This window comes from Bradyrhizobium sp. Crot121 (assembly GCF_059512385.1).
On sequence record NZ_JCAMOR010000047.1, the window covers coordinates 42034 to 63822 of the forward strand.

Annotated in this window: 19 protein-coding genes; 10 read left to right on the forward strand and 9 right to left on the reverse strand. The window is 63.9% G+C overall.

Features of this window, described 5'->3' with window-relative positions:
* Window positions 1-86: 86 nt before the first annotated feature.
* Both AC5ZGW_RS30820 and AC5ZGW_RS30825 read right to left on the reverse strand, forming a co-directional pair.
* Entirely contained in the window at window positions 87-1331 is a 1245-nt protein-coding gene (locus AC5ZGW_RS30820; protein WP_130230146.1) for a glycosyltransferase, read from the reverse strand.
* 779 nt (window positions 1332-2110) lie between these two features.
* Window positions 2111-2665, reverse strand: coding sequence for a DedA family protein (locus AC5ZGW_RS30825; protein WP_130229775.1), 555 nt, complete (start codon window positions 2663-2665; stop codon window positions 2111-2113).
* A gap of 137 nt (window positions 2666-2802) precedes the next feature.
* On the opposite strand from AC5ZGW_RS30825, the gene AC5ZGW_RS30830 reads away from it, so the two are divergent.
* The 3 genes from AC5ZGW_RS30830 (at window position 2803) to AC5ZGW_RS30840 (ending at window position 4519) form a co-directional block, all read left to right on the forward strand.
* Window positions 2803-3756 (forward strand): cation diffusion facilitator family transporter, encoded by a 954-nt coding sequence (locus AC5ZGW_RS30830; protein WP_130229774.1) that lies wholly within the window; start codon window positions 2803-2805, stop codon window positions 3754-3756.
* A 125-nt stretch (window positions 3757-3881) separates the two neighbouring features.
* Entirely contained in the window at window positions 3882-4103 is a 222-nt protein-coding gene (locus tag AC5ZGW_RS30835; RefSeq protein WP_130229773.1) for a hypothetical protein, read from the forward strand.
* 11 nt (window positions 4104-4114) lie between these two features.
* The gene (locus AC5ZGW_RS30840) at window positions 4115-4519 is read left to right on the forward strand and encodes a hypothetical protein (RefSeq protein ID WP_245287252.1); all 405 of its coding nucleotides are present in this window, start codon (window positions 4115-4117) and stop codon (window positions 4517-4519) included.
* A 14-nt stretch (window positions 4520-4533) separates the two neighbouring features.
* On the opposite strand, the gene AC5ZGW_RS30845 is transcribed toward AC5ZGW_RS30840, so the two are convergent.
* From AC5ZGW_RS30845 to AC5ZGW_RS30855, 3 genes are all read right to left on the reverse strand, one after another.
* A complete protein-coding gene (locus AC5ZGW_RS30845) occupies window positions 4534-5091 on the reverse strand; it encodes a GNAT family N-acetyltransferase (protein ID WP_130229772.1) in 558 nt (185 codons plus the stop codon).
* 6 nt (window positions 5092-5097) lie between these two features.
* Window positions 5098-7455, reverse strand: coding sequence for an Orn/Lys/Arg family decarboxylase (locus AC5ZGW_RS30850; RefSeq protein WP_130229771.1), 2358 nt, complete (start codon window positions 7453-7455; stop codon window positions 5098-5100).
* Window positions 7456-7559: 104 nt separating this feature from the next.
* Window positions 7560-8711, reverse strand: a complete 1152-nt coding sequence (locus AC5ZGW_RS30855; RefSeq protein WP_130229770.1) for a DJ-1/PfpI family protein — start codon at window positions 8709-8711, stop codon at window positions 7560-7562.
* 271 nt (window positions 8712-8982) lie between these two features.
* On the opposite strand from AC5ZGW_RS30855, the gene AC5ZGW_RS30860 reads away from it, so the two are divergent.
* On the forward strand, window positions 8983-9372 hold the full coding sequence (locus tag AC5ZGW_RS30860; protein ID WP_130229769.1) for a COG4315 family predicted lipoprotein: 390 nt from the start codon (window positions 8983-8985) through the stop codon (window positions 9370-9372).
* 113 nt (window positions 9373-9485) lie between these two features.
* Here AC5ZGW_RS30860 and AC5ZGW_RS30865 read toward each other — a convergent pair whose 3' ends face one another.
* Window positions 9486-9929, reverse strand: a complete 444-nt coding sequence (locus AC5ZGW_RS30865; RefSeq protein WP_130229768.1) for a cupin domain-containing protein — start codon at window positions 9927-9929, stop codon at window positions 9486-9488.
* Between the two features lie 63 nt (window positions 9930-9992).
* Window positions 9993-10547 (reverse strand): PAS domain-containing protein, encoded by a 555-nt coding sequence (locus AC5ZGW_RS30870; RefSeq protein ID WP_130229767.1) that lies wholly within the window; start codon window positions 10545-10547, stop codon window positions 9993-9995.
* 1020 nt (window positions 10548-11567) lie between these two features.
* Between AC5ZGW_RS30870 and AC5ZGW_RS30875 the strand changes: the two genes are divergently transcribed.
* Window positions 11568-12575 (forward strand): acyl-CoA desaturase, encoded by a 1008-nt coding sequence (locus AC5ZGW_RS30875; RefSeq protein WP_130229766.1) that lies wholly within the window; start codon window positions 11568-11570, stop codon window positions 12573-12575.
* Here the strand turns inward: AC5ZGW_RS30875 and AC5ZGW_RS30880 are convergent.
* Window positions 12533-13462: a class I SAM-dependent methyltransferase gene (locus tag AC5ZGW_RS30880; RefSeq protein ID WP_130229765.1), complete on the reverse strand. Its 930-nt coding sequence runs from the start codon at window positions 13460-13462 to the stop codon at window positions 12533-12535. The genes AC5ZGW_RS30875 and AC5ZGW_RS30880 overlap by 43 nt on opposite strands.
* Before the next feature lie 270 nt (window positions 13463-13732).
* Here AC5ZGW_RS30880 and AC5ZGW_RS30885 point away from each other — a divergent pair, with 270 nt between their 5' ends.
* On the forward strand, window positions 13733-14530 hold the full coding sequence (locus tag AC5ZGW_RS30885; protein ID WP_245475061.1) for a rhomboid family intramembrane serine protease: 798 nt from the start codon (window positions 13733-13735) through the stop codon (window positions 14528-14530).
* Window positions 14531-14729: 199 nt separating this feature from the next.
* A complete protein-coding gene (locus AC5ZGW_RS30890) occupies window positions 14730-15158 on the forward strand; it encodes a CBS domain-containing protein (protein WP_028163249.1) in 429 nt (142 codons plus the stop codon).
* 3 nt (window positions 15159-15161) lie between these two features.
* On the opposite strand, the gene AC5ZGW_RS30895 is transcribed toward AC5ZGW_RS30890, so the two are convergent.
* The gene (locus tag AC5ZGW_RS30895) at window positions 15162-16214 is read right to left on the reverse strand and encodes a patatin-like phospholipase family protein (RefSeq protein WP_463327927.1); all 1053 of its coding nucleotides are present in this window, start codon (window positions 16212-16214) and stop codon (window positions 15162-15164) included.
* Between the two features lie 218 nt (window positions 16215-16432).
* Here AC5ZGW_RS30895 and AC5ZGW_RS30900 point away from each other — a divergent pair, with 218 nt between their 5' ends.
* The 3 genes from AC5ZGW_RS30900 (at window position 16433) to AC5ZGW_RS30910 (ending at window position 21539) form a co-directional block, all read left to right on the forward strand.
* Window positions 16433-17497 carry an RgsD C-terminal domain-containing protein gene (locus AC5ZGW_RS30900; RefSeq protein WP_496114012.1) on the forward strand — a complete coding sequence of 355 codons (1065 nt, stop codon included), beginning with the start codon at window positions 16433-16435 and terminating at the stop codon, window positions 17495-17497.
* A gap of 289 nt (window positions 17498-17786) precedes the next feature.
* Window positions 17787-20255, forward strand: a complete 2469-nt coding sequence (locus AC5ZGW_RS30905; RefSeq protein ID WP_130231524.1) for a putative bifunctional diguanylate cyclase/phosphodiesterase — start codon at window positions 17787-17789, stop codon at window positions 20253-20255.
* Between the two features lie 66 nt (window positions 20256-20321).
* A complete protein-coding gene (locus AC5ZGW_RS30910) occupies window positions 20322-21539 on the forward strand; it encodes a lipase family protein (RefSeq protein WP_130231526.1) in 1218 nt (405 codons plus the stop codon).
* The last annotated feature ends 250 nt before the right edge of the window (window positions 21540-21789 follow it).

Genomic DNA, 21789 nt, shown 5'->3' on the forward strand with positions numbered 1-21789 from the left:
GCAATCCCCGGGGCCGCCGTCAAAATTCCGAAGCGTCAACTGCACGACGCAGATGCCGTTCCAGCGCTGACGAATATTTTCGGGAATTATTGGCAGACCGGCCGCTCGTAGCGTACGAGCAGATCGAGCCAGTCCTCCAGCAGGCGGCTCATCAGAAATTTCTCGCGCACGGATTCCTTGGCGCGCGCCCCTAACCGCCGGCGCAACTGCGGATCGTTCAGGAGTTGCACCATGCGATCGGCGGCCTGGTCCACCGTGCTGACCAGGAAGCCGTTCTTGCCATCCGTGATCTGGTGGCGGATGCCGCCGACATCGCCGCCGATCACGGCGGCGCCTTTCCACATCGCCTCGGTCACGGTGAGGCCGAACCCTTCGCGTGTCGATTTCTGCAGCACCACGGCGGAGTGGCGTTGCAGCGCATTCACCAGGATCGGATCATCGACAGCGAGCACAATGACGCGATCGTCGATCGAACGCTTGATGGTTTCGAGAATGACGTGGCCTTCGGGATCGTCGCTCGCATTGTTGCCGACCAGCACAAGCGTGCAGTCCACCTGCCGGCGCGCTTTCCGGCGCGCCTCGATCACGCCGATCGGGTCCTTCCACCGGTCGAAGCGCGAAATCTGCGTCACCAGCGGGCGATCGGTCGGAATGCGATGATACTTCAGCGTCTCCCCGATCTCCTGCTCGGACAGTTCGGCATTCTTGGGGGAAAACGGATCGATCGCCGGCGTCATGAACCGCTGATCGGTGCCGAGGCCTTGCCCGTATTCCGGCAGCGAGAAGATGGCGGCGTCGTACGGTTCGACGAACCCACGCAGATAATCCCACACCGGCGGGTGAGGCGAGGAGAGATCCACGTGGCACTGCCACAACCATGGCATCTCCCGCTCGGCAAAGTGTCGCACCAGCGGCAGCGGCTGCGGATCATGCACGATGACCGCATCGCATTTTTCCAGATGCAGCCTGGTGGCATTCTCGAACACCACCTCTTCGTAGATCGCCTTTTCCTGTTCGGAAAACTCCAGCTCCTGTCCTTGCAATGCATTGTGCAGCTTCTTGGTGCAGGCGAAGAAACCCGGCGTGCCCTGCACCAGATGCCAGTCGGTCTCGATCCCCATCGCATTCATCATCAGCGTCAGCGGCGTAAGGATTTCCGTGACGCCGCCGCCATAGAAGGTCGAGCTGATATGCGCGACCTGCATCATGCGCACGCGGTCGGCCTTTCGTTCGATCCGTTCCGCCGTCGCGGCGCCGATGAGCGGCGCGTAATGCTCGAGTGAATGCAGACCGAGAGTCGAGCGATCGATGGCTGGGGGGAGCAGAGACATAGCTGCGCGCACCTTGGCTGAAGAGTTGAACCGCATCATCTTCCGATCGCGCTTCAGGCGTGCCTTGCGCGCTGGCCTTCAACTGCGGCTGCAGCGGCGACGTTCCAACCACGTCAGCAATTTTATCGAGCTATGCAAAAAGTGCCCGTCGGGCAAATCACTCGAAAGTCTGTCCATCCCTCTTGGCAAAAATATTCAGCTTCCGTCGTCGGGCAAATCAGTGATTTAACTCCCCGCGTCTCACGCGAATGAGGGGCGGGTCGCGATCGTCACGAACGTTGCGGTGAGATGCGGTGGACGCGATTGCTGCGACAGACGAACGCAGCTTCTCGCGGACGGCGAAGTCGTGTGGTCCTGGCGCCCCGACGCTGGCGCTAAGTCTTTTGCGCGAACAAGTTCGCGCGAGAGGCGACGGTGGCAAGAAAGCCCGGTCACCGGGGAGAGCGCGAAGTAAGCTGTAAAACCATCGCGCAGGGAAAGCCGGTGTGAATCGGTTGAACCTGTGGTCCTACCCCCGTGCTTTTTTTGCACGGGACCCACGGGTGCAACCAGCACCCGGCTTTCCCTGCGCCCTCTGTGTTTCGAGAGGGCGGAACGTGATGCAAAGCTCGGGCAGTTCGTGCCGCGAGAATGCGAACGCACATCCTCTCGCTGTTTGAAATTTGTATCGGAACTCACCACCCGTCATTGCGAGCGGAGCGAAGCAATCCATGCCTCCGCAAGTGGCGAGATGGATTGCTTCGCTCCGCTCGCAATGACGGCGTCAGCGGGCGCGCCGCTCACCGCCAGAACCGCTGCAGCACATGCTCCCACAGCCACGCCCACGCGATCCCGCCGATGTCGCCGAGTTGGAGCAGCACCGCGACCCAGATGAACGCCGAGACGAAATTCGCGATCTGGAACGGCTGCTGCGGCATCCGCAGCATGCCGGCGACGATCGGCACCGAGGCGCGCAAGGGGCCGGAGAAGCGGCCGATGAAGATCGCGAGCACGCCCCATTTCTTGAGGAAGGCCTCGCCGTGCACCAGAAGATGAGGATACCGCGAGAACGGCCATATCCTGGCGATCGAATGCTCGAACTTGCCGCCGATCCAGTAGGAGAGCCAGTCGCCGAGCGCTGCACCAAGCGCGCCGGCAAGGAGCATCGGCAGGAAGGCGATGCCGCCGCTCCGCATCATCGCGCCGATGGCGACCAGCACCGCCCAGGCCGGCACGAGCAGCGAGAGGAAGGCGAGCGATTCAGCGAAGGCGAGGGCGAACACGATCGGCGCCGCCCAGGCGCGGTGATCCCTGACGAACTCGACGACATGCCGGGCGGAATCTTCGAGGGACATCGTACCGCCGCTTCCGATCCGCCTTCGCGCTCACCGCCACTGGAAATCCGCGATGGGGAAGCCGGTTCCAGGAACATCACTCTAGCCTGCGGAACGCGTTGCGGCATCCGCAGTTTGGAATTGCGGTAAAGAGAACCATGGCCCGGGTTTCGTCGCGATCAAAGAAAATTGTCTATGCGGCCCTGGCGGGCAATCTCCTGGTGGCCGTGACAAAGTTTGCCGCGGCGCTGTTCACCGGCAGCTCCTCGATGCTGAGCGAAGGGGTGCATTCGCTGGTCGATACCGGCAATGAAGCGCTGTTGCTCTACGGCTACCATCGGTCCAGCCTGGAGCCGGATGCAAGCCATCCGCTCGGCTATGGCCGCGAGCTGTATTTCTGGAGCTTCGTGGTCGCGATCCTGCTGTTCGCGCTGGGCGCCGGCGTCTCCCTCTATGAGGGCGTCTCGCATGTGATGACCCCGATCCCGATCGAGAATGTGATGGCGAGCTATGTCGTGCTGGCGCTGTCATTTCTGTTCGAGGGCGCCTCATGGTGGTTCGCGCTGAAGGGATTTCGCGCTTCCAAGGGCGGCAGCAGCTATTTGGAGGCAGTGCGGAAAAGCAAGGATCCGCCGTCCTTCATGGTGCTCTTGGAGGATACGGCCGCGCTGGTCGGCATCTCGATTGCCGCGCTCGGCATCTATTTGTCGGTCCGCCTGCAACGGCCCGAAATCGACGGTGTCGGCTCGATCCTGATCGGCCTGGTGCTGGCGGCAACCGCCTGGCTATTGGCTCGCGAAACCAAGGAGCTCCTGATCGGCGAACCCGCACACAGTGCGATCAACGCATCGATCGTGGCGCTCGCCGAGAAGGAGCCGTGCGTCGAGGGCGTCAACGGCGTCACCACCGTTCACCTCGCCCCGGACCAGATTGTGGCAAGCCTCAGCCTGGAATTTTCCGACGAATTGCGCACTCCGGACATCGAGCGCTGCGTCGAGGCGCTGGAGAAGCGGATCCGCGCGGCGCATCCCGAAGTGGTCTCACTGTTCATCAAGCCACAAACCCGCCACCGTTATGAGGCGGTGCGCCGCGGCCGGTTCGGCGGTGGCTAAAATTGAGGCGATCATGCCGGCGTGCGAAATCGAAAGGTCTCTCGCGACTTTGCACTGGCGCTGTCGGAACTTTCGCCCTAATCTCTCATTAGCTTTGCAGTTTCATCCAGCAAGGGAGTGCGGGGATGGCGACGCAAATCGTGATGGATCACACTGGCGACAGCCGGCACAATTTCAATCCCGCCGACGAGAAGGCCCTGCGCGAAGCGCAACTGCGCTTCGACGCATTGATGAAGAGCGGTTACACCGCTGCGGTGCGGGACGTGTCGGGACAGCCGACCGTGGTCCGTTCCTTCGATCCGAAGGCCGAAGAGACGCTGTTCTATCCGCGACTTGTCGGCGGCTAGGCCGGTCCGTCATGTCCGGCAGGCTGTCGCGGGCGTTCGCCGAGGCCGCGCGGCTGTCGCGCGCGGCTTGGCGGCGGTTCGTCGAATATTGCGTACTGGATGACAGCCAGTCGCGCGGTCTGGCGCTGCTGAAGGAATGGCTGACGCCCGAGCAGCTCGTGCAGTACGAGACGAGCGGCTATTTCGACGTCGTTGGCTGCCACTCCGGCAAACGCTACCGGATCCGGCACGGCACCGGCATGAACATCTATGAATTGGACGAACTCGGCCGGCTGCATGCGGGCTGGTGTTTCGTGCCGAGGGATACGCTGGTGGCCGGCGACGTCATGCTGGCGCAGAAGATCGCGCTCGAGGCCAACGAGCGCTCGGCGCTTGCGGTGGCGCGGAGCTTCCCCGTGCGCTGGCGGCCGACATAGCCGGCCGTCGCAACTTAGCGTCGCGACAGCGGGGCTGGTGGCGGCGGCTCGGTGGTGCCGGGGCCGAGCGAGCGCTGCACCATCACGGTGTCGGCCCAGCGGCCGAAGCGATAGGCGACGCCCGGCAACAGGCCGGCGCGGACGAAGCCGAAACGCTGATGCAGCGCCAGCGATGCGGCGTTGTCGCTGTCGATATAGCCGATCATCTGGCGAAAGCCGGCCGCCGCGCAGGCGTCGATCAATTCGCCGAGCAGCAGGCGCCCGATGCCGCGGCCGACCTGGTCGTGACGGACATAGATCGAATGCTTTACTGCATAGCGATAGGCCGGCCGCTTCCGGAACAGCACCACATAGGCATAACCGACCACCTCGCCGTCGCGTGTCGCGACCAGATGGGGCAGGCGATGGTTGCGGAAATTCTTGCGCCGGTCGCGGAAATCATCCGGCTCCGGCACCCCGCTGTCCTCGACGCTGTCGTCGACGCCGCGCCTTATGTGGCGGCGGTAGATCGACAGCATGGCTTCGACATCGGCCTCGCGCGAGGCCCTGACGATGATCCGCTCTTCGTTCATCGGCCGTCACTCGGAAATCACGTAGGTGAACAGGCGCACGTGGCCCGCATCGTCGATTTCCTTGTAGACGCCCTGGATCTCGACCTCGAAGCCCGGGAACGCATTGAACGATGCCTCGAACATCTTGAGGTAATCGATCATCGGCCGCGTCTGTTCCGACAGCCGTTCACCGGGCACGATGGTGGCGATGCCGGGCGGATAGACCACGAACGGCGTTGCGGCGATGCGGCCCGAAATTTCGCCGATCGGGAGATAATCGACGTCGTTGCGCACGAGGTAGCGTGACGCTTCGCGCGGCGACATCTCGATCTCGGGCAAATGCTCGGGCAGGAACTGCTTGCGCTGCAGCGCGCTCACATCGGCCGCGCGGAAGAAGCGGTGCATGTCGCCGCAGAGGTCGCGCAGGCGCACGCCGGCATAGCGGGCAGGCCGGCGGCGGAAGAATTCGGGGATCACGTCTTCGAGCAGCGCATTGTCGTCATGCAATTTCTTGAAGGCGACGAGCCCCGAGATCAGCGTCCCCGCCTTGCTCGCCTCGACGCCGGGGGTGAGCAGGAAGAGCAGGGAGTTGAGGTCGTTCTTCTCGGCCACGATCCGGTTCTCCCGCAGATATTGCGCCACCACCGGGGCGGGGATGCCGTGTTCGGCATACGCGCCCGTGGCATGGTCGAATCCCGGCGTGAGCAGCGTCAGCTTGTTCGGGTCGGTCATGGCAAAGCCCGCCGTCATCTCCGGGAAGCCATGCCAGCTATCGTCAGGCTTGAGCTGCCAGAACGCAGGGTTGGTCGCGAGCTGGTCGGTAGAGATGGTTTCCCAGGCGACATTGTGCGCCCCGCCTTCGCGCGCGACGTCCGGGATCATCACGCGATCCGGCACGAATGGTTCGAAGAACCAGCGCCGCTCGGGACGCGCCTCGTTCTCCTCGAACTCGCGGCGGGTGGCGCGGATTTTCTTGCGCAGCTCGATGCCGAGCCGGATCGTGTCGTCCCACAGCACCTCGCCGGAGCGGCCCTTCATCATCTGCGCGCCGACGTCGAGCGAGGCGAACAGCGGATAGAACGGCGAGGTCGAGGCGTGCTGCATGAAGCTCTCGTTGAAACGCCGGTGTTCGACCCGGCGCTTCTGGCCCTTGATGTGGCGGTCGCGGACATGGATCTGCGAAGCCTGCGAGAAGCTGGCGAGCTGCTTGTGGGTCGATTGCGTGGCGATGATGCCGGGCGCCTCGGGGCCGAGGTCGGCAAGTCCCATCGCGAAGCGGCCGGCATAGATCGGATGGAACTTCATGAAGCCGGCCCAGGCTTCGTCGAACAGGATGTAGTCGCAGAGATGACCGATGCGCCTCAGGATCATCTCCGCACTATGAATGGTGCCGTCATAGGTGCACTGCTCGACCACGGCGACGCGGAAGGGACGGGGCCGCTTCCAGGCCTCCTTGTCCTTGACCAGCGGATGGTTGCGGATGCGCTCGCGCAGCGACGTCTCGTCGAGCATGTCCCAGCGCATCGGCCCGATCAGCCCCCAGGCGTTGCGAACGGTCGGCACATAGACCGGGATGCCGCCGCCGAGCAGCAGCGCGCCATGGTGGGCGGCCTTGTGATTGTTGCGGTCGAACAGCACGAGGTCGCCGTCGGTGACCAGCGAGCCGAGTGCGACCTTGTTGGACGTGGAGGTGCCGTTGAGCACGAAATAGGTCTTCTCCGCGCCGAAGATCCTGGCGGCTTCCTTCTGCGCCCGCAGTGCCGGGCCCTCATGGGTCAGGAGGTCGCCGAGGTCGAGCACGGAATTGTCGAGGTCATCGCGGAACACGGCCTCGCCGAGATGTTCGACGAACACGCGCCCGATCGGGCTGCGGCTGTAGAACACGCCGCCATTGTGGCCGGGGCAGGTCCAGAGCTGGTTGCCCTCTTCGGCATAGTCGACCAGCGCGCCGAAGAACGGCGTCTTCAGCGTCTCGGCATATTGCTTGAGGCGGCTGATCAAATTCTTGGCAATGAACGGCGGCGTTTCCTCTGATAGGAACACATAGCCGTCGATGAAGTCGAGCACCTCGACCGGCAGGTCCTCGAACCGCTTGCGGCGGATCAGGAGGATGATCGGGAAGTCGAGGCCGCGCCGCCGCATCAAATTGATCAGCGATGCGGTCTTGCCCTCCAGCCCCTTCTTGCCCCAGTCCACCACCATGCAGCCGATCGCCGCGTCGGTCTGCACCGCGATCTCGGCATCCTCGAGCTTGCGGGCGCGCACGACCTCGAAGCCGGAGCGCTGGATCTCGTCGATGATCTGGTTGAAGCGGATGCCCTCGAGATCCTCCGGATCGAATACGGGCGCCGCGAACAGGAAGGTGAAGCGTCGGAAATAGTCCATCGGTGTCCTCGAAATGGTCCGAGCGAGAAGTCGGCACATTTCGTGACAGGCAGATGACGGTGGCGCCGGCGGGGGAAAATTGTTGGTGGCGAGCCGACGCCGCTTCAATCCGGTACGCGTTCCCTCGGATATTCGAGCTGCATGGCGACGAAATCGGCCGTGCGGCCGCCATAGCGTGCCTCGATCCGCAGCAAGGTCTGGTCCAGCGCCTGCGCCGGCGCCAGTGATCCGACCGGTTGCAGCAATCGCTCGGCGGGCCACTGGGCCGCGACCTGATCAGGCAGGATGCGCAGGCCGTTGCGGCTTGGCTGCGCCTCCGCCGTCGCGGCAAAGGTCACGGTGCGCGAACGATAGGTCCGCGACCATGCGTCCGCTGCGAGCGCGAGCGAGACTTCGTCGATGCCGGGCGCAAGCGCGATGCCGAGCTGCTCCTTGTTCCAGAACGCGAGCGTGTTCCCGATCGCCGTGAGCGCGAACGGTCGTGTGAACTGGAACGCGCCGCTGTCGTGGCGGGCATCCCAATGGGGCAGGCCGATGTCGCGGGCAACGGCTTCTGCCTTCTCGCGGCCGGCGATCGCTTCGACCAGCGTGAGCGACATCGGCATCGAAGCTGTGATCCCCGTTGTGGTCGCAACGCCCTGGTCGACCACGATCCTGCGGTCCCTGATGTAATGGATCGTCGGATGCTTCTCGCGCAGGTCTTTCAGGGAGTACCAATGCGTCGTCGCGCGCTTGCCGTCGAGCAGTCCAGTGCTGGCGACCACCATGGTGCCGACGCAGACACCGATGACGATCGCGCCCTTTTGCGCCTGTTGCCTGATCCATTGCACGACGACCGGATCGTCGTCACGTCTCATGGCGGGGACGATGACATAGTCGGCGCCATCAGGGTGCTCGGCATCGAATGCTGCGATGGTGGCATCCGGCTCGACCTTCAGCACCGGAAACAGCGTCACCGGTCCGGGTCTCGTCGCAAGCGTCACCACGTCGGCGACGTCGGCGCGCTTGAGGATGCCATAGGGCATCAGATAGTCGGTGGTTTCGGTCTGCTCATTGATGCCGACGATCGCGATCAGCGGCCGCTGCCGTTTCGGCGGCTTCAACGCCGCGATGGTCGCATCACCCTCCTGGCTTGCGATCGGCGGCGCGTTTCCAGACGCAGCTCGCGAGGGCAGCGTCAGAAGCCAGCCACCACCAATGGTCAAGAAAAGCGCGGCGGCGGCAACACCGCCCCACGCGAAAAGCCGCCAGTTCATTGCTTACGTCGCTCAACGAATTCGTCACCTCGCCCCCTCCGCGCAACTTACTCGCTCACGCCGCGCTCCGAAATGACGCAAATCCGGCAAAAACCGACACAGGGGGCAATGGATGGACAGGGGCGGATCGGTGAATTTCGCCGAAAGCCACTTGCCGAATTATTCCCCTCGTCAAGCAGACGTAGCGAAAAAATTCCTCGCGCTCTCCGGCGGAATAGAACGCGCCTCCGTATGTCCTACTCATGCAAGCTATTTCCTTACAGGAGCTATCATGAAGAACCCATCGATTGGTTTCGCACTCGCCACCGCCATTTCCCTGGCGGCGGTCTCCGTGGCGTTTGCCGCACCGCCGACCAAGACCGGAACCACCGCGAAGGGAAGTGTGCTGACGGATGCGAAGGGCATGACTCTCTATACCTTTGACAAGGACACTGACGGCAAGTCTGCCTGCAATGGTCCTTGCGCGACAAACTGGCCGGTGCTGAAGGCTGAGGCGAGCGACAAGGCGGGCGAGGGCTACACCATCATCACCCGTGATGATGGCTCCAAGCAGTGGGCCTACAAGGGCAAGCCGCTTTACACCTTCGCCAAGGATCAGAAACCCGGCGACATCACCGGCGACGGCTTCCTCAACGGCGCCTGGCATCTTGCGCAGCCGTGATGAGCTGAGCTCGCAATAATGCGAGAGGCGGATCAGCGCAGCATGATCCGCCGTTCACGCTAGTTGGCTTGCACACCTGCCTCGCGCGGGGATGCAAAGACGTCGGCGGCCCGTTATTTCGTGTGTCCCCACGCCTCGTCCCAGTCCGCACCAGCCGCGTCGACGACGCGGCCGTCGGCTTCGAAGAACTTGTTCGGCACCTGGAAGATCGCGAGGATCAATCCGCCTTCGGGGCACCAGGCGACGTGGCGGCTGCCAGCCTCACGCCAGATGAACTCGCCCGCTTTCGCGGCAATGCCCTGCGCCGGGCCTTCCTTGTCGACCAGCGAACCCTCGAGGACATAGGTCTGCTCGATATTGACGTGCTCGTGGTCGGGCAGCACCGTACCCGGCGCAAAGCGCATCAAGGCCGTCATCAAGCCGGTCTTGCGGTCGAACAGCAGCGTCTTGGCCTCGCAGCCAGGGAAACGGGTCTTTTGCCAGTCCATTTCCTGCGGGCACACGAGATGGGAATGCGTGTCGGCAGTCTGATGCGCCTGCGGCGTAGCAGCGTCCATGGCGTTCCTCCGGTTTCGTTGAACCAAAGGGATGATAGCCGGATCGCGCGGCCGCGTCAGCGGTTACCGCAGTCCCTCATAGACCGTGAATCCGCGCGCGATCGCGAGCTTTCGCAGCGCGCGCGGCACAAATCTTTCCGGCGGGTGCAGATAGCGCCACGAGGTCAGCGTGAAATCGGAGAGCGTGGTCGCAACGCTCTCGAATGGTGCCAGCAGTCCGGTGAGGCTCACCGGCACATGCGCGCGGTTGTTGAAGGGAAGCAGCAGCAATTCGAGATGCGCCGGCGTGCCCGCTTGGCTCGAAGCCGTGACGCCGGCGACGGCGGGCAGCATCTCCTCGGCGACAAAGGCGACGACATCCTCGACCTGGCGGCGGCTCTCACCGGTGAACAGCTCCGAAAAGCTCTTGTTCTTGAGGTCGCGGCCGAGCAGGGCGCAGACGCGCGTGCCGGCGACGCGAAAGGGAAAGCCCGCCTCATGCTCGTAGGACAGCACGAAAATGTCGCCGAGCCGCTCGCGAACGGCCTCGGGATCGAGGTCGCAGCGATCGGGCGCGCGCGCGTTACCACGCGTCTTGTCCCAACAAGCGAAGAATTCGCGGCTTCCCGGATGCTTCATTCAAGAACCTTGCCTCGCGATCGCCGCGCCGGGACACATCTGTCCCGGTTTTGCGCAAGCGCATTCATTCTCAGTAGTGCAGGGGAACTTTTGCAGCGTCCATGCCGCGGCCACGTTTTCGCAAGCTTTCCGGCAGCTTTGCGGCGTTAACGTTAAGTTAACTATGAGCTTGGCGCCGCCCGCATGCCCCTCTACTGTCCGCTCATTCCCGTTCTTGCCGGCCGTTCTCCAGGGGCCAGCGGGTTGGTACACAGGTGGCGTCGAACAATCAGGTCATCGGGCGGGGAGGGGTGGGATGTGCTCCCGTTCCCTCTGGGCGCGACAAGACCGACAGCAGCAGAGGGCGGGCCTTCTCAGGGCTCGCCCTCAATGCCTTTAGGAGGCGTTATCTGCTTGATTTTTCCCTGAGTTTCTGGCTTCGATTCTGGGTCCGTTTTCCGGTTTGGCCCGCCGTTTTCCAGAACGCCTTCTTGGCGGGAACCGATCTCGGGAACGGCCAGATGACCTTCGCCCCGTTCCGGATGTAGCGGGTACCGCGCCGTTGTCGGTGCGGCGCTTCAGGGGGCAGGCGCACACACGGTTGGGAACGTGAGTGCCTCCACACGACCCAGCCACGACACGTCTGTTCGTACGACGAATTGGAGCGCCGTTCCAAGCGGATCTATAACCTCCGAGACGAAGACGAGCTGTGAGCGACATCTCGAAGGCCGTCGAGTTTGTTCTGGAGAACCAACAGGACGCGGTGCAGTGCGGCCAGATGCCGATCTAGACAATCTACGAGCCGCAGATTGTGGAGAGCTGGGTGTGGGCACGCTAACGTGGCGGGTGTTCCGTTGGACGAAATCTGCCATCTTCGATAGCCAAGGTGGGGAATTGAACGATTCGGTGGCTTGAAGTGCCAAGCGTCAAGTTGAAGTTATTCTAAGAAGCTGTAGCGCACCCGGAACCTGCGACAAGTCGTCGAGAGCCAGCGCGACACAAAGCAGCGTGACACCGAGCGCGCTTCATGCGAACACTCAAATGATGGACACATCGGAGATATATCCTGCCGCTGAGCGCCGGTGGCCGCCCACGATTGTGATTGGCCGCACGCCCAGGGGGCCCGTTCTGCGCATCGAGCTGCTGCAGGTCCTGTCGATCCTCAGTCTTGTCCTGGTGGCGACGGGCAGCATCGCAGGCGTATGGTGGTTCTCGGTCCACGGCATCACCTGGTTTGAGCCTTTGCTGTTGCTGTCCGTGACTTTCGTCACCGGCCTCGGCATCACGCTCGGCTACCATCGCTTGTTCTGCCATCGCGCCTTTGTCGCCCGTGCGCCGCTCGCGGCGGCGCTCGGAATTCTTGGTGCGATGACCATGCAGGGCCAGATCCTGGGGTGGGTCTCGATCCATCGCAAGCATCATCGATACAGCGACCGGCCCGGCGACCCGCATTCACCGCGCCCGCGCGGAGCCGGGATTGTCGGCGCCATCCGAGGCTTCTTCCAGGGCCATGTTGGATGGGTGATGTCCGACGCCTACTGCGTGTACGTCGACTACGTGCGCGATCTACGCCGCGATCCGGTCGTTCGCTGGGTTGATCGTTGGTATTGGCTGTGGGTCGCCGCCAGTTGGATCATACCCGGCTTCATCGGTCTCGCCTGGTACGGGACGATGGATGGATTCTGGGCCGGCTTCTTCGCGGGCGGTCCGCTGCGCACACTCTGGCAGCTCAATTGCACCTGGGCGGTGAACTCGATCGCGCATCGTTTCGGCCGACGGCGCTTTGAGACACGCGAGGACAGCCGCAACAGCGCGCTGGTCAACACTCTCACCATGAACGGCGAGGGGCTGCATAACAACCATCACGCCTTCCCCTGGTCAGCAAGCTTCGCGCTCTTCCCGGGCGAGATCGACCCCGGCTATTGGGCGCTGCGCGGTTTCGAGGCCATGGGCTGGGCGACAAAGGTGCGTGTGCCTGCCCAGCACCTCGTTGCAGCGCGGGCCGCTCAGCCGACGACCGATCCCTTGCGCTCGAGCACCAAGCGATAGAGCGTCACGGCGCCGGCGAGATAGGCATCCAGGCACGTCTTGAGATTGTGCATGTAATCGCTCACCATCTCGCGCCCCACGAGCGCAACCAGATCGGCCTCCTGGCTCCGCAGATTCCTTAACCAGGCTCGCAGCGTGTAGATGTAATCGCGCGGCTTTCCTTCGAGATGCACGAGGTCAAACCAGCGTTCGCTGGCGAGCAGCATCTCACTGGCGTGAGGCAAGTTGCCCTCGAGCCAGAAACCGTCGATTCCGCTTTGGCTGATGTGGCGGGCCTCGCTGCCGAGCTCGATGTTACCCCAACCGTTGACCTGGATCGAAGCCCGGCCACCGACCCTGAGCGTGCGAGCGCAGAACTCGAAGAACAGACTGTAGGCCTCGATACGCTGCTGACGATCCGCCGCCTTGCCGGCAAAGTGTTCCATCGCCTCGAGGCTCACGATCGCGTCAAACGGGCGAATCGACTGATAGTCCTGCCAAGCCGAAATCTCGGTCACGAAGTTCCGCGGGGCGTAGCTTCGCACGTACTCGGCCTGGTTGTCGGCAAGCGTCAGGCCGACATAGTCGATGTCCGGCCTGCGCACCATCAGCCGCTTGATGAGGCTGCCCCAGCCGAACCCGACGTCAAGCACACGCTGCGCGCTGTCCGCTCCAGACATATCGATGTGCCAATCGAGCTTGCGCAGCTGCGCCGCCTCTAGCGTGTCGCGATTTCCGGGCTCGTTCCAAATGCCAGCCGAATACGCAAGATTGGGCCCGAGAAACCGCTCGTAAAGCCGCGGCTCGCGGTCGTAGTGGGCCTGAATCTCGGCTTTCGACGCCCCCATATTGGGGATTGCCGCCGCGGGGGTTTCGAGAATGGTGTCGGTTAGGCGAGTGCTGGCCATCACAGCTCCAGGAAATCAAGGTATTCGAGAGAGTACCCCAAACTATGATCGGCTCATACCCCACCGCAACCCTTGGCGATCACGTGCGGGATGAGCGCTGGATGGGGCCAAGGCCGCCGGTTTTTCTAGAATCGTGGAATGATTTCAGGGGTAGGCTAGCATTCTCAGGGCCCGCTCTTATTCTTTCTTACCTGTGCACTTGCACAATGCGGCCAAAGCCGCCTATCTGGGATGATCGCCCATCCGCGCCGCGCTAAGGTCATCAGTCCCTTGGGATCGCAGTTTGAACCTCCGCAAGATGCGCCGCCGGATCGTCCGCACGAGCCGATCCTCACCTTGCCTCCGGCGCTGACCGCCTACATCGCGCTGATCGCGGTCATCCACTTGCGCGTGCTGCTGCCGCCGGAGTGGGAAAACTGGACCATCGACGTCTTCGGCTTCATTCCGAAGCGCTACGATTCCACGCTGCTCAACATCACCTTCCCCGGCGGCGAGGGCGCCAAGGTCTGGACTTTCGTTACCTATTCGCTGCTGCACGCCAACCTCACCCATATCATTTTCAACGTGCTTTGGCTGTTGCCGTTCGGCAGCGCGCTGGCGCGGCGGTTCGGCGCGCTGCGCTTCTATCTGTTCATGGCGGTCACGGCGGCTGCCGGTGCGCTCGCGCATCTCCTGACGCATGAGCATGCGATCGCGCCGATGATCGGCGCATCCGCGTCCGTCTCCGGCACCATGGCGGCCGCGATCCGCTTTGCCTTCGTGAAGGGCAGCTTCCTCTCCTTCAGCCGCGGCGACGCGGAGGCGGCGGCAAAGGTGCCGGCGCTGTCGCTGTCGCGCGCGCTGCGCGATGGTCGCGTGCTCGCCTTTCTCGCGGTCTGGTTCGGCGTCAATCTCATCTTCGGGATCGGCTCGATCGCGATCGGAGCCGACGGCGCCAGCGTCGCCTGGCAGGCGCATATCGGCGGGTTTCTGGCCGGGCTCGTGCTGTTCTCGTTGTTCGATCCGGTGCCGCGGGAACGCCGTCATGCTGCAGATGCGTTGTCGCCTGACGGACCGGACCGCGTCTGATAGCCGCTTGCGGCTGAGGGCGATTTCATCCATCATTGATTGAAAGTTGTGACGCAAGCTGCCGCCTCTTGCGCTGCATGATGGCCGCGCTTGTTGCCCACCGCGCCGGAAACGAAAACTGCGCGGAACTGTTGATTGAAGACTCGCGAACGATGTCGCGCCTCCTGGTCGAGGCGCGGCAGGGATTCAGGAGGCGGCAATGACGGTACGTTCCATTCTCGATTCCAAGGGTCATCAGATCACGAGCGTCCCGCCGGACGTGACCTTGACCGATGCGATCAAGACACTCGGCGAGCGCAAGATCGGCGCCGTGCTGGTCATGAAGGAAGGCGGCATCGAAGGCATCTTGTCGGAGCGCGACATTGTGCGCGTGCTCGGCGAGCGCGGCGCCGGCGTGCTCGAGGAGCCCGTCAGCGCGGTGATGACGCAGAAGGTCGTCAGTTGCCGTCCGTCCGACACCGTTGCCGGCATCATGGAAATGATGACGCTCGGAAAATTCCGCCATCTGCCCGTGCTCGAGGACGGCCGCGTGGTCGGCTTGATCTCGATCGGCGACATCGTCAAGCGCCGGGTCCAGGAATACGAAGCCGAGCAGGAAGCGCTGCGCGACTACATCAAGACGGCCTGAAATCTATTCCTTGGTCTCGTCGGGGACTGCGCCGGTAGCCGTAGTCGCTGCCGGCGGCGCCAGGATGTCGATTGCTTCCTGGATCGACTCGATCGCACGCTCGGCGGCGCGAACGCCATGCGCGATCAGCTCATCCGCGCGATGGAAATCGAACCAGCCGATCTTGCCGACCCGCGGCGAGATCAAGAGGTCCGGCGGATCGCCGGCGAGCCGCGCGCGGGTGATGCGGTCCTGCATGATGTTGAAGGCGTCCACCATCACGGTCGAGATACCCGGCCGCGTGCCGCTGCCGAAGAATTCGCGCTTCATGGTGCGCTCGGCCGAGAAGAACTTGCCAAAGCGTCGCTTCGGCGGGACCGGGTCCGGAACGACTTCGGGCACGACGGTGACCTCGGTCGGCTGGCCGTGCGAATAGATCGTCGTGGAATGGTTGAAGACGTCGCTGGAAAGATTGGCGGCGATCACGATCTCCGCGCCAAAGGCCCGCGCCGCCGAGACCGGCACCGGATTGACCAGCGCACCGTCGACCAGCCAGCGGTCGCCGACCAGGACCGGAGCGAAGATGCCGGGCAGCGCGTAGGAGGCGCGCATCGCATCGACGACGCGGCCGTGGGTCAGCCAGATCTCATGGCCGGTCCGCACCTCGGTCGCGACGCTCGCAAACTTCACCAGCAGATCCTCGATCTGGGTCTGGCCGATCGAGGCTTCGAGCTCGGCGGCAAGCTTGGTGCCGCCGATCAGGCCTGAGCCGTTCAGGCGGATATCGAGATAGCCGAAGATGTTGCGTGGCTGCAGGCTGCGCGCCCAGGCTTCCAGCGTATCGAGATGGCCGGCCGCGTAGGCGCCGCCGACCACGGCACCGATCGATGTGCCGACCACGACATTCGGAATGATGCCGTGCGCGATCAGCGTCTTGACGATGCCGATATGGGCAAAGCCGCGTGCGGCGCCGCCGCCTAGCGCCAGCCCGATCACGGGCCGCCGCTGGGCGCCAAGGCCTAGCTTCTCGGAGCCATCGGCGCTCTTGTGGCTCCGGCCCATCCAGCTATCCAACACTCTGACTTCTCCTGCCGGCGCGAGATTAGGCTCCGCGACGAGGCGCCGCCAGAATCGTTCGCATGCATGGTTTATGCCCTAGGAGCATAGCGCGTAGGGAGGGATTGTGACTTGAGCGCGACCGCCAGGCCAGGGTGGAAGCGTGGGTTCCACAATAGCAACCCTGCAGGACTGCGGAGGCTTGAATTTGCCGCGTTTTCGTTGAAAAGCATCATTCCATGACTGTTTGGGGCGATCGCATCGGACGATGCGGGCGGGGCGTGCTGCTTCGCTCGGTGATTTGGCTTGCCGTAATCGTGATTTTGGCGGTTCCATCGGCCGGTTCGGCGCAATGGTTTGGTGAGCGGCCGCCCCCGGTGCCGCCGGCCGCGGTTCCCGATGCCGGGCCCGCGATTAACCTCGCGCCGCCATCCGGCTCGGGGTCGGCGCCGAACCTGCCGGCGCCATTGACCCAGCCGACGATCATGCAGCCCTCGACCGCCACGGTCCCGCCGGCCGGGCCGCAGCCGGGGGCGCAGACTGCGAACCAGGCAGTGCTGTCGCTGACCGCCCGCTACGGCAAGGATCTGCCGGTCATCAACAATGGCCTGGTATGGCGGGTCTTTGCCGACAAGCCTGATGACAACGGCACCTTCAAGCTGATCCGTGAGGACCGCGCCGCCACCCCCAACATCGTGTTGCCACCGGGGAATTACGTGGTCCATGTGGCGCTCGGCCTGGTCAGCGCCGTGCGTGCCGTGAGCCTGAAGTCGGAGACCGATCGCGAGTCCTTCATCCTGCCGGCCGGCGGCCTGCGGATCGAAGGCCGGGTCGGCTCCAGCAAGATTCCGCCGAACCAGATTTCGTTTGCGATCTACAAGGGCAGCCAGTTCGACGGAGCGGACCGCGGCGCCCTGATCCCCAATGTCGCCGCCGGCGACGTCGCGCTGTTGCCGGAGGGGACCTATCACATCGTCTCCAACTATGGCGACGCCAATTCGGTGGTGCGTTCCGACATCCGCGTCCAGGCCGGCAAGCTCACCGACGCGACCGTCATGCATCGCGCGGCCGTCATCACGCTGAAGCTCGTGGGCGAAAAAGGCGGCGAGGCGCTGGCGAATACCGCATGGTCGGTGATCACGCCGGGCGGCGACGTCATCAAGGAATCGATCGGCGCCTTCCCCCGCGTCGTGCTCTCAGAAGGCGAGTACCGCGCTATTGCCAAGAACGAGGGCAAGGTGTTCGAACGGCCCTTCAACGTCGTGAACGGCGTCGACGGCGAGGTGGAAGTCATCGCGCGCTAGATATGAATAAAATTTTTAGCGACTGTCATAGTCTCTAACGCGCACTAACCACGATCTGACTTAGAACCGTCATAATTGCGCGGACTCCCCGCCGCCTGCGCAATCTTTACATTGCTTTAAGCCAGCCTGATTTGGATGCGGGCGGGGACTGGAGCATGAAATCGGACAGGGGAAGCCGGTTTTCCCTCGCGACAAACGCGGAGCGTTTGCGCCGTGATCATGCTCGAATGTGAAGTGAGGTCGTGATCCGATCTTCGTCGGACCATGATCTGGTGGTTCGGGGCGCGTCATGAGTGCGGCGAAGAAGTCGTCGGGAAAATTCAACACAGAAATGTTCGGCGACGTCCCGGTGCTCAAGCGCAAGTGGCAAGCCGCATTGCGTCCGGGCGACAGGTTGCCCCGCTATGAGGACGTGATGCTCGGCAGCCTCGGCCGGCTCGCCGACCACATCGTCCTGCTCAAGGAAAGGGGTGGCGCGCTCGCCGTTTCGCAGCCCGGCCGCTACATCCAGCAATGGCTGAATGACGACCGCTGGGACATGACGCTGAACGAGCTGCCGCCGGATTGCGCGACCGCGCTCGGCGAAGCCGCCGCCAACGCTGCCCTCAATGACCGGCCCTATCTTGCCACGGCGCATTGCGTGCGCGACGGCCTGGTCCGCACCTATGACGTGCTGGCGCTGCCGACCTGCTCGCGCTGGGGCGGCACGCTGATCGGGGCCTACGTCAACGAGCGCGGCGCCCAGTACAATCTGCTCGATACGATTTTCGCGGCGACCGATGAAGGCGTGCTGTCGCTGGCCGCCATTCGCGATCGGCGTGGCGAACCGTTCGATTTCCAGATCATCCATCTCAATCAGGGCGCGGCGAAGCTCTTGAAGCGGCCCGAGCACGAGCTGTTGTGGCAGAGACTCAGCGCGGGCGGAAACCTGCTCGGCGCGGCCGATGTGACCGAGCGGCTGCGCGAGACCGTCCGCAGGACCAGCGGCACCCAGTTCGAGATCGAGAGCGAGGACCGCTGCCTGCGGCTCGCCGTCACGGCGTTCGGCGACATGCTGTCGCTGACCTTGTCCGATGTCACGGCGCTGAAGCGGCGCGAGGTCTCGTTCCGCCTGCTGTTCGAGAACAACCCGATGCCGATGTGGGTGTTCGACGCCGCCACCATGGAATTCCTTGGGGTGAATGACGCCGCGGTCCAGCATTATGGCTATCCGCGCGAGAAATTCCTGAGCATGAAGTTGCGCGAGATCTGGCCGGAGGACGAATGGGCCTCCCACAGCAAGGCGCTGCAGGAGATCGGCGACGTCTACCATTCCAGCCGCGACTGGCGGCACATCAAGGCGGATGGCAGCGAGATCCATGTGCTGACCTTCGGTCGCCGCGTTTCGTTCGACGGCCGCGACGGCTACCTCGTAGCCCTGGTCGATATCACCGAGCGGCGCAAGGCCGAGGCCCGCATTGCCTACATGGCCCATCATGACGGCCTGACCAATCTGGCGAACCGCGATTTCTTCCAGGACCGCCTGCGCGAGGCGCTGCAGCGGAGCAAGTCGGGGAGCAAGCGCGTCGCGGTGCTGTGCGTCGATCTCGACCTGTTCAAGAACGTCAACGATTCCTTCGGCCACGCGATGGGCGATCGGCTTCTGAAGCAGGTCGCGGAGCGGCTCACGGCCGATATCACCGGCGACAATCTGGCCGCGCGGCTCGGCGGCGATGAATTCGCGATCGTGCTCTCCGATGTCACGCCGAACGAGGCGAGCGATTTCGCCGAACGCCTGATCGGGACGCTGAGCGTGTGCTACGACATCGACGGCATCGAAGTGGTGGTCGGCGCGAGCGTCGGCATCGCGCTGTCGCCGGGCGACGGCACCAGCTCGGAGGAATTGATGCGCAATGCGGACATGGCGCTCTATCGCGCCAAGTCGGACGGCGGCGGTGTGCATCGCTTCTTCGAGCACGAGATGGACCGCCAGGCGCAGAAGCGCCGTGATCTCGAGCGCGACCTGCGCCACGCCTTCGCCAACGGTGAATTCGAGCTGCATTACCAGCCGCTGGTCGACATCGCCGCCGACAAGATCAGCGGGTTCGAATCGCTATTGCGCTGGCGCCATCCGGAAAAGGGCATGATCTCGCCGGCCGAGTTCGTGCCGGTCGCCGAAGACATCGGCCTGATCGTCCAGCTTGGCGAATGGGTGCTGCGCGAAGCCTGTTCGGAAGCGATGAAATGGCCCGAGGAGATCAAGGTCGCGGTCAACCTGTCGCCGGTGCAGTTCCGCAGCCGCAATCTGGTGCAGGCGGTGATCTCGGCACTGGCGCATTCCGGCCTGTCGCCGCGACGGCTCGAGCTCGAGATCACCGAGTCCGTGTTCCTTGCCGAGACCGAGGCTAATCTGGCGATCCTGCACCAGCTCCGCGAGCTCGGCGTCAGTATCTCGATGGATGATTTCGGTACCGGCTATTCCAGCCTGAGTTACTTACGCAGCTTTCCGTTCGACAAAATCAAGATCGACCGTTCCTTCGTCAAGGATCTGGCGCGCCGCAGCGACTGCGTAGCGATCGTGCGCGCGATCTCCGGCCTCGGCCGCAGCCTGAACATCACCACCACCGCGGAGGGCGTCGAGACGGTTGATCAGCTCGACTGGCTGCGCGCCGAGGGCTGCAACGAGGTGCAGGGCTTCCTGTTCAGCGCGGCGCGGCCGGCGGACGAAATCGCAACGCTGTTGGCCGGGTTCGCGGAGCGCGCATCGAAGGCGGCCTGACGCCGTTTGTCGCGCGGCGGTCTCCGCCGCAAATTGGTCGGCTCGCGGCGATATTGGGCGCGGGCCATGACCATCGCTCGCGTAATCCAGCTCGCCGTGCTGCCGCTTCTGCTTGCGCGCGCTGTCGGCACGCCGCTCGAGGCCTCCGCTCAAGAGATGTTTGCCGGCGTCACGGTGCGGGCGCCCGATGCGTTCTATGATCCGCCGGCGCAAGTGCCTGAGACGCCGGGCGCGCTGCTGCGCAGCGAGCTGCTCCGGGACGTCAGGCTGCCGGCCGGCATGCGGGGCTGGCGCATCCTCTACACGACGACGGTAAACGACACCACGCGTGCAACCGCCGTCGCGACCGTGTTTGCGCCGATCGATCCGCCCGCGGGCCCGCGCCCCGTGATCACCTGGGAGCACGGCACGATCGGAATGCAGCAGAAATGCATGCCGTCGCTGCTATCGGCCCCGGCCGTGGGGATTCCGGTGCTCGATCGGATCGTGCGAGCAGGCTGGGTGATCGTCGCCACCGACTACTCGTTTGCCGAGAAGGGCGGCCCGCATCCCTATCTCATCGGCGAGGGCGAGGCGCGTGCCGCGCTTGACTCGGTCCGCGCCGCACGGCAGATGCCCGAACTGACGCTCGATCCGCGCACTGTGGTGTGGGGGTATTCGCAGGGCGGACACGCCGCGTTATGGACCGGCATCATCGGTCCGCGCTACGCGCCGGAGATCGAGATCGCGGGCGTTGCCGCGATCGCGCCGGGCACCAATCTGCTGAACATTTTTGCGATGAACCAGGGGGTCGACAAGCGGCTCGGGCCGTATGTCGCGCTGTCCTATAGCCGCTTCTATCCAGACATTAGCTTCGAGCAGGCGGTTCGGCCGGAGGCGCTTGCGGCCGCGCGCGAGATTGCGGGCCTGTGCGGGTTCCTGCCGGAGGAGGAGCCGGTGCGGGCGGCGGCGCTCACCGCAACGTTCGAGGGGCCTGCGTTGGCGACACGCAGCAACCCGGCGCTTGCCGCAAGGCTTGCGCAGAATGGCGCCGACCATCCGATCGCGGCGCCTGTGGTGATCGCGCAAGGAGCGGAGGATGACGTCGTGCCGCCGGCGGCGACCGCAGGCTATGTCGAGGAGCGCTGCGCCGCCGGCCAACGGCTCGAATATTGGACCTTCGTGGGGCTCGACCACGGCATGGTGCAGCCGGGCTCAAAACTCGAGGAGCCACTCATGGCATGGACCGCGGCGCGTTTCGGAGGCGAGCCGCCGCCAAAGGGCTGCACCCGCAACTCGTTCTGACGCGCTGCGCGCAGCGCTGGAGCGTGATGGTACTTGGTTGAATCGGCCCAGGTTCACCTCTCCCGTAGGGAGAGGTCGCGCCGAAGGCGCGGGTGAGGGGTTACGGTCCCTCGATAGAGCAAATCCCTCACCCGGCGCTACGCGCCGACCTCTCCCCACGGGAGAGGTGAAGAGCGGGGTCCTAACCGGCTACATAGGTAACAGAATAGACCGGCGACATGGGTAACAGGTCAACTGATCGGCAAGGAGG